Source organism: Cohnella thailandensis (assembly GCF_014212135.1).
Classification (GTDB): Bacteria; Bacillota; Bacilli; order Paenibacillales; family Paenibacillaceae; genus Cohnella; species Cohnella thailandensis.
Genome location: NZ_JACJVQ010000013.1, coordinates 74,897 through 88,035, shown reverse-complemented (window position 1 = coordinate 88,035; position 13,139 = coordinate 74,897). Strand labels below are relative to the sequence as shown.

Annotated in this window: 11 protein-coding genes; all 11 read left to right on the top strand. The window is 58.4% G+C overall.

Annotated features, from left to right (window positions below):
* The first annotated feature begins 70 nt into the window (after positions 1-70).
* The 11 genes from dapG to H7B67_RS14485 all read left to right on the top strand — a co-directional run bounded on the left by dapG (position 71) and on the right by H7B67_RS14485 (position 12,971).
* On the top strand, positions 71-1,294 hold the full coding sequence (gene dapG, locus H7B67_RS14535; protein WP_185120573.1) for an aspartate kinase: 1,224 nt from the start codon (positions 71-73) through the stop codon (positions 1,292-1,294).
* 176 nt (positions 1,295-1,470) lie between these two features.
* Positions 1,471-2,349, top strand: a complete 879-nt coding sequence (dapA, locus tag H7B67_RS14530; RefSeq protein ID WP_185120572.1) for a 4-hydroxy-tetrahydrodipicolinate synthase — start codon at positions 1,471-1,473, stop codon at positions 2,347-2,349.
* Positions 2,350-2,542: 193 nt separating this feature from the next.
* A complete protein-coding gene (locus H7B67_RS14525; RefSeq protein WP_185120571.1) occupies positions 2,543-4,222 on the top strand; it encodes a ribonuclease J in 1,680 nt (559 codons plus the stop codon).
* Positions 4,223-4,443: 221 nt separating this feature from the next.
* The gene (locus H7B67_RS14520) at positions 4,444-5,238 is read left to right on the top strand and encodes a ClpP family protease (RefSeq protein WP_185120570.1); all 795 of its coding nucleotides are present in this window, start codon (positions 4,444-4,446) and stop codon (positions 5,236-5,238) included.
* Entirely contained in the window at positions 5,235-5,507 is a 273-nt protein-coding gene (locus tag H7B67_RS14515) for a YlzJ-like family protein (RefSeq protein ID WP_185120569.1), read from the top strand. The genes H7B67_RS14520 and H7B67_RS14515 overlap by 4 nt, the downstream gene beginning before the upstream one ends.
* Positions 5,508-5,552: 45 nt before the next feature.
* Positions 5,553-8,228 carry an FtsK/SpoIIIE family DNA translocase gene (locus H7B67_RS14510; RefSeq protein WP_245363622.1) on the top strand — a complete coding sequence of 892 codons (2,676 nt, stop codon included), beginning with the start codon at positions 5,553-5,555 and terminating at the stop codon, positions 8,226-8,228.
* 157 nt (positions 8,229-8,385) lie between these two features.
* Positions 8,386-9,180 (top strand): spore cortex-lytic enzyme, encoded by a 795-nt coding sequence (gene sleB, locus H7B67_RS14505; protein ID WP_185120567.1) that lies wholly within the window; start codon positions 8,386-8,388, stop codon positions 9,178-9,180.
* Between the two features lie 107 nt (positions 9,181-9,287).
* Positions 9,288-10,580 (top strand): EF-P 5-aminopentanol modification-associated protein YfmF, encoded by a 1,293-nt coding sequence (gene yfmF, locus H7B67_RS14500; RefSeq protein WP_245363620.1) that lies wholly within the window; start codon positions 9,288-9,290, stop codon positions 10,578-10,580.
* On the top strand, positions 10,573-11,853 hold the full coding sequence (yfmH, locus tag H7B67_RS14495; protein WP_185120566.1) for an EF-P 5-aminopentanol modification-associated protein YfmH: 1,281 nt from the start codon (positions 10,573-10,575) through the stop codon (positions 11,851-11,853). The genes yfmF and yfmH overlap by 8 nt, the downstream gene beginning before the upstream one ends.
* 2 nt (positions 11,854-11,855) lie before the next feature.
* On the top strand, positions 11,856-12,611 hold the full coding sequence (ymfI, locus tag H7B67_RS14490; protein ID WP_185120565.1) for an elongation factor P 5-aminopentanone reductase: 756 nt from the start codon (positions 11,856-11,858) through the stop codon (positions 12,609-12,611).
* 108 nt (positions 12,612-12,719) lie between these two features.
* Positions 12,720-12,971, top strand: coding sequence for a DUF3243 domain-containing protein (locus H7B67_RS14485; RefSeq protein WP_185120564.1), 252 nt, complete (start codon positions 12,720-12,722; stop codon positions 12,969-12,971).
* Positions 12,972-13,139: the final 168 nt, after the last annotated feature.

Genomic DNA, 13,139 nt, shown 5'->3' with positions numbered 1-13,139 from the left:
GGGATAAAGATTCGACTCTCTTCGCTGCTTTGGACTTCCACTCTGGCTGTCTGGAAGGAAGATGAGAGCGATGATCATCGTACAGAAATTCGGAGGGACGTCGCTGTCGGACGAATACAGTCGACAGCACGTCCTCCGTCATATCAGGCGCGAGAAAGCGGAGGGCCACCGGCTTGTCGTCGTCGTCTCCGCAATGGGAAGGCGAGGAGAGCCGTACGCCACCGATACGCTTCTGGATTGGATAGCCCAGAACGGCAATTCTTTGCCGGATCGAGAGAAGGACCTGCTGCTTAGCTGCGGCGAATTGATCTCCGCGGCTACTTTGTGCAGCTTGCTTAATCGCGAAGGCATTCCGGCGGTCGCCCTGACGGGCGGCCAAGCGGGAATCCGCACGGATGCCAGGTTTGGTTTTGCCAGGATCGTCGACGTGAATAGCGCGAGAATTCTGGAGTATCTCGAAGAAGACAAGGTTGTCGTCGTCGCCGGATTCCAAGGCGCGACGGAAGACGGGGAAGTCACGACGCTGGGCAGGGGAGGAAGCGATACTTCCGCAACCGCCCTGGGAGCGGCTCTTCCGGCCGGAATCGTCGATATCTATACCGATGTCGACGGCATCCTGACCGCCGATCCGCGGATGGTCAGCGAAGCGCGGCCGCTCGCCATGGTAAGTTATGAAGAGATCTGCAACATGGCCTATAACGGTGCCAAGGTGATCCATCCCCGCGCGGTCGAGATCGCGATGAGGGCAGGGGTGCCCGTCCGCGTCCGTTCGACCTTCTCGGAAGGGCTGGGAACGCTCGTCACGCATGCCGATTCCGTCCGCAGGCAAGGCGGGTGGACCGATCGAACCGTAACCGGCTTGGCTCACGTCAAGGGGGTTACCCAGCTTGCGGTGGAGACCGATAACGGTCCGTCCGACGTTCAGCTGCGCGTATTCCGGGCGATGGCGCTGAGCGGGATCAGCGTGGACTTCATCAACGTCACTCCTGCCGGAGTGCTGTATACGGTGACGGATCAAGACGCGCCTCAGGCGGTACGGCTTCTAGAAGAGATGCGGTTCAGCGCGAGGGTCCGTTCGGGGTGCGCCAAGGTCTCCGTCATCGGAGGCGGAATGAACGGCGAGCCCGGAGTCATGGCGAGAATCGTGGAAGCGTTGACGGCGGCCAATATTCCCATTCTGCAATCGGCGGACTCCAATACGACGATCTGGGTATTGGTGGCTGAAGACGATATGGTGCCTGCCCTGCAGGCGCTGCACGCCGCGTTCGGCCTGCATCTCGCCCCTACCCGATAGGGGCGAGTTCGCCGAATGCGGCTGCGTGTTTGAACGACGTGTTATAACCGGCAGAGAGCGTAAGCCTATGCGGGAGCTATATGAATAGACAAGGATAGACAAGATTTAGACTTTGCGTATTTTTCAGAAAAGAGAATTCATTCAAGTGACGGAACCATCCTAGAGGAGGAAGGACAATGAGCTTTGGACGGCTGATTACGGCGATGGTAACCCCGTTCGACGAGCAGTTGAGGATCAATTGGGAAGAGACGGGTCGTCTGATCGATTACTTGATCGAAGAACAGAAATCGGACAGCTTGGTCGTATGCGGAACGACCGGCGAATCCCCTACGCTTAAGGACGACGAGAAGGAAGCGCTGTTCCGCTTCGCGGTCGAGCGCGCGGCGGGACGCTGCCGCATTATCGCCGGTACGGGAAGCAACGACACCGATCATTCGATTCATCTGACGAAGATTGCCGAGAAGGCCGGAGTGGACGGCGCATTGCTTGTGGTGCCGTATTATAACAAGCCTAACCAAGAAGGAATGTACAGGCACTTCAAAGCCATCGCGGAATCGACGGGATTGCCTGTCATTCTGTACAACGTCCCGAGCCGGACCGTCGCCAGCTTGTCCGCGGCGACCACCCTTCGTCTCGCGGCCATTCCGAACATCGTCGCGACGAAGGAATGCGCTTCGATCGAGCAGATTACGGAGCTGGTGATCGGGGCTCCGGAAGGCTTCGCCGTTTATTCCGGGGACGACGGGATTGCCCTCCCGACGATTGCCGTCGGCGGCTATGGCATTATCAGCGTCGCGAGTCATTTGGTCGGAGCCGACATGAAGCAGATGATTTCCGCCTACCTCGACGGCCGCGTAAAAGATGCGGTCGACCTCAACAACCGTCTTTTTCCTATCTTCAAAGGCTTGTTCCAGTGCCCTCATCCGGTACCGAATCCGGTCGCGGTCAAGTATGCCCTTCAGCTGAAGGGAATCGCCGTCGGAGGAGTGCGTCTCCCGCTTGCCGGGCCTACCGACGAAGAAGCGGAGTTCATTCGCAAGCTTATCGCGGAATAATAAATAAGCATGAAGGCGGCTTCATTCTGCCTATAACTTCGAATACACAGGGGATTGGACGCCGGAAACGGCGGTTGAATTCAATCTTTCCCTTCATGTATAATAAACAATGAGTGATTGGGTGCGGCCATATTTTGCAACTTGACAATTCCATAGGAGCGGGATCGTCGAACTAATGTAGGAGGTACTAGACTTGTCCAAGAAGAACAACCAAGACAAATTAATCATTTCAGCGCTAGGCGGCGCCGGCGAGATCGGGAAGAACATGTACATGGTTCAATATGCCAACGACATTGTCATCGTCGACGCCGGCCTGAAATTCCCGGAGGAGGAGATGCTCGGAATCGATGTCGTCATTCCCGACATCACCTACCTGACGGAGAACCGCGAGAAAGTAAGAGCGATACTGGTAACCCATGGTCACGAAGACCATATCGGCGGGCTGCCGTACGTTCTGCGCCAATTGAACGTCCCGGTGTACGGAATGAGGCTGACTCTCGGCCTGATCGAGAACAAGCTGAAGGAAGCGGGACTTCTGGGCGAAACGAAACGAATCCTGATCGATCCCGACTCGGAGATTCAATTCGGGACGATCAAGGCAAGCTTCTTCCGGACGAACCACAGCATCCCGGATTCCGTCGGCATTGCCCTCGAGACTCCGGAAGGCGTCGTCGTCCATACGGGAGACTTCAAGTTCGACCATACGCCGGTGAACGATCGGCATGCGGATATCCAGCGCATGGCGGAGATCGGCAGCCGCGGCGTCCTGGCTCTTCTCTCGGACAGCACGAATGCCGAGCGTCCGGGCTTTACGCCGTCGGAGAGCAGCATCGGTTCGGAGATGACCGCCATCTTCCGCAGCGCGAAGCAGCGCGTCGTCGTGGCGACCTTCGCGTCCAACGTGCATCGGATTCAGCAGATCATCGACGCCGCCGCGGAAACCCGCCGCAAGCTGACGGTCATCGGCAGAAGCATGGTGAACATGGTCAGCATCGCTTCCGAGCTGGGTTACCTGAACATTCCGGAAGGCATGCTGATCGAGCCCGAAGAAGTAAACAAGCTCCCGGCGGATCGCGTGGCGATCCTCTCGACGGGAAGCCAAGGCGAGCCGATGTCGGCGCTCACCCGAATGGCGAGATCGACGCATCGCAAGGTGGACATTCTCCCCGGCGATACGGTCATCATCTCGGCCAACACGATTCCGGGCAACGAGCGTTATGTCGGCCGTACGGTAGACGAGCTGATGCGTCTGGGCGCGCATGTCATTTACGGGCCCGGGTCCGTCACGGGCGTTCACGTCTCGGGTCACGGCAGCGCGGAAGAGCTGAAGCTGATGCTTAACCTGATGCGTCCGAAGTTCTTTATCCCGATCCACGGGGAATACCGGATGCTTCGTCACCACGGCCTGCTGGCGGAATCCGTGGGCATCGAGAAGGAGAACATCTTCCTGGTGGACAACGGGGACACCGTGGAGATCCAGAACGGGGTCGCTCGCAAGGCCGGCAAGATTCCTTCCGGCAACGTGCTGATCGACGGCTTGGGCGTCGGCGACGTGGGCAATATCGTGCTGCGCGACCGCAAGCTGCTGTCGCAAGACGGAATTCTCGTCGTCGTGGTTACGCTCTCCAAGCAAGACGGCGCCATCATGTCGGGACCGGATATCATCTCCCGCGGATTCGTCTACGTACGGGAATCCGAAGGGCTGCTTGAAGAAGCGAACCGTATCGTGACGGGTACGCTGCAGAAGCTTATGAGCGAGAACGTCAACGAATGGGCGTCTCTGAAGACCAACGTCAAGGATTCGCTCGGCCGTTTCTTATTCGAACAAACAAGAAGAAGACCGATGATCCTGCCGATCATTATGGAAGTATAAGCTTTATCTGCAACACCCCACACTCAAGCAACGGGCAACCGCCTCTCTTCTTACCGGAAGAGGGGCGGTTGCTTTTTGCGCGCATATCCTTATTCCGCTTCTCCCTCTCGCTCAGGAACGCGCGGATTCGGTCGCGGGCGGCCCGAATATTTGGCGAACCTTCGTCCATACTATGTCAATCTTCGAAATATCGAGGACATGGACGGGAAGGGGATAGACAGATGAGCGAGAAAACAACGCCGGAAACGAAGGCGGAGCAGCCGGCGACGGGAGAGGAAGCGCGCAAGCAGGCAGCGGCTACGGAGAGCTTGGTCCAGTTGGGACAGGTATCGGTTCCCCCGGCGGAATCGAACGTATTCTGTCTGACGATTATCGGCCAGGTCGAAGGGCATTTGATGCTTCCGCCGCAGAACAAAACGACGAAGTACGAGCACGTCATCCCGCAATTGGTAGCAGCCGAGCAGAATCCCAAGGTGGAAGGCCTGCTCATCGTGCTCAATACCGTAGGCGGAGACGTGGAAGCGGGGCTTGCCATCGCGGAGATGATCGCCTCGCTGTCCAAGCCGACCGTCGCGGTGGTTCTAGGGGGAGGGCATTCGATCGGAGTACCGATCGCGGTATCCGCGGATTATACCTTCATCGCCGAGACGGCGACGATGACGATCCATCCGATTCGGCTTAACGGGCTCATCATCGGCGTTCCGCAAACGTTCGAATATTTGGAGAAAATGCAGGAAAGAGTCACGCGCTTCGTCAAGTCCCATTCGAGGATCTCCGAGGAGAAGTTCAAGGAGCTCATGTTCAAGACGGGTGAGCTTACCAGGGATATCGGAACGACGGTCATCGGCCAAGAAGCGGTCAACGACGGTTTGATCGACGAGATCGGCGGGATCGGCGAAGCCCTCAAGGAGCTTAACAAACGCATCGCCGAACGCAAGGCGGCATCGAATTTCGCAATCGGTTCGCAACCCGTTCCCGCCGGCGTCGAGGCTGCCATAGGGGAGGGAGGAGCATGATTCTTTATACGAGCATGCCGATCGAAAGAGTGATGGAGGGATGGGAGAACGGGCCCGGACCGCTGATCGAGATCGAGCATACGGGAATGACGATGCTGCTCTCCCCGCTGTCGCCCGGAGTGGGCCGATTGGTTCGGCTGGTGTCGGCTCCGCTCGAAACGTATCTGAATCCGAGCTATGCGCCCGGCAGCTTGATCTATTATGGGGCCGAAGCCCTAAGCCGGCGGGAGCTGGCCCCAAGCGATTACCAAACTTCCTCTATCATGTAAAGCCCGACCAACTGTGGTATAATGTTGTGTCGGGAGGTGGCATGCTTGGCCAAGCGTAAACGCAAGAAGGCCTCGGCCAGAACAAGCCTTAAATACGAAATCTACGGCATCCTCCTCATTACCCTCTCTGTGATCGCTCTGTATGGGGAAGCGGCCGGAGGCCGTTCGTTATCCAAGCTGTTCGGCTATTTGCTTGGGCAATTTTATTTCTTATTAGCTTTGGTTGGCATATGGCTTGGCTTGTACGTCATGATCAAGAGGTCCTGGCCGAAGGGGTGGACGTCGAGGAGAAGCGGCTTCGTGCTGCTGTGCTGCGCCTTGGCCCTCTGGAGCGGAATCAGCTTTATCGATTCGAGGCTTCGGCCGATCGGGGCGGTGACGCCGAATTCGATTTTCAGCCAGACGCTGCATCAGCTCTACGACCAGATTTGGGGCGGGCCGGTCGAGCAAGACGTCCGCATCTGGGAGATGGATATCGGAGGCGGCCTCGTAGGCGCCATTCAATATTCGATCCTGTATTGGCTATTCGGCAATTACGGCTCGAAGTTCGTCCTGCTGATCGAGTTCGCGATCGCGCTCATGCTTATTTCGAACAAGTCCTACGTGGATATGGTTCGCGGGATCCGCAATCTCCTGAAGAGGTTCGCGCCGCTTCTGGTCGCTCGTCTGTCTACGGGGCGCAAATCCGTCTCCGCAAGGGCAATTCCCGTTAAGGAAACGAGGAAAAGCAAGCCCGTGCTCGCGGTGCCCGATGACGACGATCCGATGGAGGAAGGTCCGTCGTCCTCGGAAGAGAAGAAGAAGCCGATCTTCTTCCAGTTTTTTCACGGCAAGCCCGGAGAGGCGAATGCCGCTCGGCCGGAGGAAGAAGAGTGGGAGGACGAACCGATCCTCTATCATGCGGCCGAAGGACCGAAGGTTAATCTCAAGAAGTCCGATAAGGACCCCGGCAAGGCGACGGGCAAGCTCTCGAGCCTCTTCACTAGAGGAGAGGAGAAGGAGGCGCAGCCGTCCGCGGCGGCGGAGCCGGCCCATGAAGACGAATATGACGATAATCCGCTGAATATCCCGCTCCACGAAGCGGAACCATCGGCGGAAGCGGAAGACGGGCCTTACGCGTATCCGCATGACGGCATGGAGGAATACGCGGACGAGGAGCATTCGGATTCCGGGTATGACCATGAGGCACCCTCTCCGGATGCGCATAACGCGGAGACGCATGGACCGGGCGAGGACGAAGACTCCGCGGCGGCTGCGCCGCCGAAGCCCGTACATAAACCCAAGAAGCCTTACCGGCTGCCGCCGCTGCATCTCTTGAGCAAGCCGCAAGGCTCCGGCAAAGGCGGCTCGATCGCCGACAATCGGGAGACGGCCCGCAAGCTCGAAGCGACGCTGGAGAGCTTCGGCGTCCGCGCCAAGGTTCTCGACGTGGCGCGAGGCCCTGCCGTTACCCGGTACGAGCTTCAGCCGGACGTCGGCGTAAAGGTCAGCCGGATCGTCAGCTTGACCGACGATATCGCCCTCGCCCTTGCCGCGAAGGACATTCGGATGGAAGCGCCGATTCCGGGCAAGTCCGCTATCGGCATCGAGGTTCCGAACTCCGAGGTCAGCGTCGTTACTCTTCGCGAGGTGCTGGAGACGCAAGCGTTCCATGACGCGCAGGCCCGCTTGTCGATCGCTTTCGGCCGGGATATCTCCGGCCAGCCGATCGTCGGCAACCTGGCCCGCATGCCTCACTTGCTTGTCGCCGGCGCGACCGGTTCCGGGAAGTCGGTCTGCATCAACGGCATCATCACTAGCATCCTGTATAAAGCGAAGCCGGACGAAGTGAAGTTCCTCATGATCGACCCGAAGATGGTCGAGCTGAACGTATACAACGGAATCCCGCACCTGCTGTCCCCGGTCGTTACCGATCCCCGACGGGCGGCTCTCGCCTTGAAGAAGGTCGTGGTCGAGATGGAGAAGCGGTACGAGAAGTTCTCCAAGTCGGGAACGAGAAATATCGAGGGCTACAACAACCTGATGATCAGCGGAGACAATCCGGACGGAGTGCTTCCGTACTACGTCGTTATCGTGGACGAGCTTGCCGACTTGATGATGGTTGCCGCCAACGACGTCGAAGATGCGATCATGAGGCTGGCGCAGATGGCGCGCGCTGCGGGCATCCACTTGATCATCGCCACGCAGCGTCCTTCGGTCGACGTCATCACCGGCGTCATCAAGGCGAACATCCCGAGCCGCATCGCGTTCGGAGTGTCCTCCCAGGTCGATTCGCGCACGATCCTCGACATGGTCGGCGCGGAGAAGCTGCTCGGACGAGGGGATATGCTATTCCTGCCGATGGGCTCCTCGAAGCCGATTCGCGTGCAGGGAGCGTTCCTGTCCGACGCCGAGGTCGAAGCGGTCGTGAACCACGTTCGCGGACAGGCGGAAGCGATCTACGACGAGGAGCTCGTGCCGGAGGTCGGAGAAGACGCGGACGCGGGCGGGGACGAGCAGTTGGACGAGCTGTACGATCAAGCGGTCCAGATCGTGCTCGAAGCGAAGCAGGCTTCGGTCTCGCTCCTGCAGCGCAGAATGAGGGTCGGCTACACTCGCGCGGCGAGGCTGATCGACTCCATGGAGGCGCGCGGAATCGTCGGGCCTTACGAGGGAAGCAAGCCTCGCGAAGTGCTCGTCTCGCTCGAGCAGTACCAAGCCAACAATCGAATCTCGTCATGATGCCTGGCGGCACAGGGAATATGCGTCCCTGTGCCGTTGTTTTTATCCCCCGAATCGCTTGAATAAGCCTTGATTCCCTTTCTCATACTAATGTTCATGAATGCGGCTAAGCCATTCGGCCAAGCTCATTACATGACAGGGAAAGGCGTGACTATACGTGAGATATCGGTTGGTTATTCTATCCGTGTGTCTCGTCATCGGATTGCTTGGACTCTACTCCCTGGAGAGAGTGCGGCATTCGGAGACAACCTTCAGCAACGCGATTCTGAAGCAGGGGGCTTCCGGCAAAGATATTTACGAGCTGCAAGGGCGCCTTAAATATTTGGGCTACTATAGCGGCAAGGTGGACGGGCAATTCGGAGCGACGACGCTGAATTCCGTCAAATGGTTCCAATGGAAGTTCGGCATGAAGGCGGACGGGGTCGTCGGCGGGAAGACGAAGCTGAAGCTCTGGGAGGCGACGAAGGATTACAAGCCGACGGCCGAAGAGCTTCCTCCGTCCAGCGGCGGCACAGCGGGCGCCGGAGCGGGAGCCGGCAATGCGGGCGCCGCCGCGCCGGGCAACGAGGAGCTGCCGGCGTCGAACCACGCGGGCATTACCGCGGCGGACATGAAGATCATGGCGAACGCCGTGTACGGCGAATCCCGGGGCGAGCCCTACGAAGGACAGGTTGCGGTGGCCGCCGTCATTCTTAACCGGGTAAGAGACTCGCAGTTCCCGAACACGGTCACCGGCGTCATCTTCCAGCCGGGCGCGTTCACGGCGGTAGCCGACGGCCAGATTTATCTGACGCCTAACGAGACGGCTTACAAAGCGGTGAAGGACGCTCTAAGCGGCTGGGATCCCAGCGACGGCTGCCTGTACTACTTCAATCCGGAGACGGCTACCTCCAAGTGGATCTGGACGCGTCCGCAGCGCAAGACGATCGGCAAGCATATATTCTGCGACTAGAGAATGCACGCGGAAGGATTCGCCTCGTCGATTAAAGCATTTGCTTCATGCTTGGCCATGGGGTAGAATGGGGCTGAATTGGAAATGACTCGAAGGGGTATGATGCCTTGATAACGGAACAATTCGAGCGAGGCTCCATCGGTCGCATGCGGCTGCATGTCTTGCCGACGAAACGATTTAAGACCTTCTCTTTATCCCTATTCGTTGGGATTCCTCTAACGGAATCGAGGGCGACTTCCGTCGCTCTTACTCCTTTTGTGCTGCGCAGGGGAACGAGCTCCTATCCGGAGACGATCTCTTTCCGCGAACGTTTGGACGATCTGTACGGCGCCGGCTTCGGCTTCGATCTGTACAAGAGAGGCGATTATCAGATCGTCCAGATGCGCCTGGACATCATCAACGACCGATTCGTCTCCTCAGAAGAGCCGCTTCTGAAGGAGGCGATCAAGTTCCTCGGAGAAGCTTTGACGTCTCCCGCGCTGGAGAACGGCCATTTCCGCGAGAAATACGTGGAAGCGGAGAAACGCACGATCGCCAAACGAATCGAAGCGATCATCAACGATAAGATTCGTTACGCCAGCGAGCGGTGCACCGAGGAGATGTGCAAGGACGAACCGTACCGGCTTCTCGCGCTGGGCCGCAAAGAGGAGCTGGCGGGCATCGATGCCGCTTCCCTCTATTCGGAGTACCGGAGCTGGCTGAGCGAAGCCGTCATCGATCTTTACGTCTCCGGGGACACGACCCTGGAAGAGATCGAATCGCTGGCGAAGGATTCCTTCCAGCTTCCCGGCGGAAGTCCGGTCGCTTATTCCGAACCGGAATTCCGCGCTCCGCGCGCCGAGCCTCAGACTATCGTGGAGAGGCTTGACGTCGCTCAGGGCAAGCTGAACATGGGGCTTCGAACCGACATCGGCTACGCTTCCGCCGATTATCCGGCGCTGCTCGTCTACAACGGCATTCTGGGAGCCTTCCCGCACTCGAAGCTGTTCATCAACGTTCGGGAGAAAGCCTCGCTGGCCTACTATGCGTCCTCCAGATTGGACGGCCACAAAGGGCTTCTGACGATTCAATCGGGCATCGAGATCGACAATTACGAGCAAGCGGTCCGTATCATTCGGGAGCAGCTTGCCGCCATGAAGGAAGGAAGCTTCGCGCCGGAGGACCTGGAGAGAACGAAAGCGATGCTCTCCAATCAGCTGCGGGAGCTTCAGGATTCCGCGTTCGAACGGATCGCCTTCGACTTCAACAACGTGCTGTCCGGCTCGAACCGTACGGGAGAGAGCCTGCTGCGGGACGTGACGTCCGTCTCCCCCGAGCAAGTGACGGCTGCCGCTAACCGAGTCGGATTGGATACGATCTACTTCCTGAGGGATCGGAAGGAGGCGGCTGCCAATGGCTAAAGAAGAATATCCTCAGCTTCAGGAAACCCTTCTTCACGAGAAGCTGGACAACGGGCTGGACGTGTTTATTCTGCCTAAGCCCGGATTCACGAAAGCGTACGCCACTTTCGCCACCAGCTACGGGTCCGTCGACAACCGCTTTAAGCGGGCAGGGCATGACGAAGTCCGGGTCCCGGACGGCATCGCCCATTTTCTGGAGCACAAGATGTTCGAAGAACCGGAAGGGGACATCTTCTCCACGTTCGCTTCGCAGGGCGCGTCGGCGAACGCGTTCACGAGCTTCGACCGCACGGTTTATCTGTTCTCGGCGACCGAGTCGATCGAGAAGAACGTCGAGACGCTGCTCGATTTCGTCCAGAACCCCTACTTTACGGACGAGAACGTGGAGAAGGAGAAGGGCATTATCGTCCAAGAAATCAATATGTACCGGGACAACGCCGATTGGCGCGTGTACTTCGGCTTGATCGAAGCTTTGTATACGAAGCATCCGGTGCATATCGATATCGCGGGCACTCCGGAATCGGTACGCTCCATTACGAAGGAGATGCTCTACGAGTGCTACAACACGTTCTACCATCCGTCGAACATGAGCTTGTTCCTGGTGGGCGGGGTAGATGCCGAAGCGATGATGGAACGGATCAAGGCGAATCAATCAAGGAAAACCTTCGGTCCGGGCGGAGAGATCGAACGGTTCTTCGACGAGGAGCCGGAAACGGTGCGCACCCCAAGATTGGAGACGAAGCTTCCGGTATCCCTGCCGAAGTGCATGTTCGGCTACAAGGAAATTCCGGGGCCGCAACGGGGGGAAGAGGCGATTCGCCGCGAGCTGGCCAGCAAGCTCATGTTGGAATCGCTGCTCGGCGCAAGCTCTCCGTTGTACCAGGAATTGTATGACGACAACCTGATCTCGGACGGCTTCGGCTACGAATACAATACCGGACCGGGGTACTCTTTCTCCGTAATCGGGGGAGAGACAAGAGATCCCGACGAGCTGATCAAGCGAGTAACCGAAGCGCTCGGCCAAGCTGCGGAGAGCGGCATCGACGAGCGCATCTTCGAGAGGACGAGGCGGAAGCGGATCGGCTCCTATCTGCGGATGCTGAACAGCCCGGAGGCGATCGCGGGCGAATTTACCCGTTACCGAAGCCGGGGCGGCGATCTGTTCAAGCTGGTCGAAGCGTACGAGAGCTTGACGATCGGCGAATTGAACGCCAGGCTGCGGGAGCATGTCAATCCTTCCCGGATGTCGGCTTCGATCGTTCGGGGAGATTGACGGTGGGCGAGACTTCGCCTTCGCCCCGGACGGTGCTCGTTACCGGAGCATCCAGGGGCATAGGAGCCGCCGTGGCGCTGCGTTTCGCTTCGGAAGGGAATCGCATCGTCCTTCATTACGGCGCTTCCCAGGCGGCCGCCGAAGCCGTTCAGCGGCAATGTCTGGATGCGGGAGCCCCCGAAGTTCTTCGCATCCGGGCCGATCTGCTGGACGGTCATTCGATCGCGGGCCTTAAGGAAGAATTGGACCGGAAGGGATGGAGCCCATCGATCCTCGTCCATAGCGCGGGCACCGCCCACTACGGCTTGCTCGACGAGACGGAAGAGGAGGACTGGCACGCGCAGCTGCAGATTCACTTAACCGCCGCGTATCGATTGGCCAAGCTGTTCGGACCCCGTTTGTCCTGGGAGAGATGGGGAAGGATCATTCATATCTCCAGCGTGTGGGGGTCCGTCGGCGCGGCCGGGGAAGTCGCTTATTCCGCCGCCAAGGGAGGGCTGAACAGCTTCACCAAGGCGCTCGCCAAAGAGCTTGCGCCTTTCGGAATCACGGTGAACGCGGTCGCTCCCGGCGCCGTCGATACCGACATGATGAGATCGCTCTCCGCCGAGGACCGCAGTGAGCTGCTGGAAGAAATCCCGCTAGGCCGCTTCGCGAGGCCCGAGGAAGTGGCGGAGCTGGTCGCCTTCCTGGCCTCCGAGCGGGCCGATTACATAACCGGACAGATCGTCGAGTTGACCGGAGGATGGCGGATCTGACTGCAATTATTATCCAAGCGCTCGTTCGTCCGGATGCCGAATAGCCTTTTTGCCTATGGGACATATTATCCTCGTAGCACAATCCCAATCCAGGCAGGAGGCTGCTCAATGTCGAACGTACTGAGCAATTTCGACACGTGGAAAAAATTTCTGGGCAATCGAGTGGAAGCCGCCAAGAGCGCAGGAATCGGCGAGGACGCGATCTCTAAGCTCGCTTACGAGATCGGCGAGTTCCTTGACAACAAGGTCGACCCTCAGAACGATGAGGAGCGGGTCTTGAAGGAGCTCTGGGACGCGGGCGACGAAAGCGAACGCAAAACGATCGCAGGCCTTATGGTTAAGCTGGCTCAGCGCACCTAGTTCGCAGCGACTTAGCGCTCATCATAATCGAGTCACGCGCTCATCCGGCGTCGGCGGCTCCGCCATCCAAGGCGGAGCCGTTTGGGCATGAAAAAGAAAATATAGGTCCTAAGTCGGAAACTGCCCATAATTTTTTGCAGGATAATGAAGAGTTTTGTAGAATGAATT

Bases quoted from the DNA above. Each gene is read 5' to 3' on its own strand.
- H7B67_RS14520 (WP_185120570.1), top strand. From the start codon at position 4,444: ATGAGCGAGAAAACAACGCCGGAAACGAAGGCGGAGCAGCCGGCGACG.
- H7B67_RS14515 (WP_185120569.1), top strand. From the start codon at position 5,235: ATGATTCTTTATACGAGCATGCCGATCGAAAGAGTGATGGAGGGATGG.
- H7B67_RS14485 (WP_185120564.1), top strand. From the start codon at position 12,720: ATGTCGAACGTACTGAGCAATTTCGACACGTGGAAAAAATTTCTGGGC.
- dapG (WP_185120573.1), top strand. From the start codon at position 71: ATGATCATCGTACAGAAATTCGGAGGGACGTCGCTGTCGGACGAATAC.
- yfmH (WP_185120566.1), top strand. From the start codon at position 10,573: ATGGCTAAAGAAGAATATCCTCAGCTTCAGGAAACCCTTCTTCACGAG.
- dapA (WP_185120572.1), top strand. From the start codon at position 1,471: ATGAGCTTTGGACGGCTGATTACGGCGATGGTAACCCCGTTCGACGAG.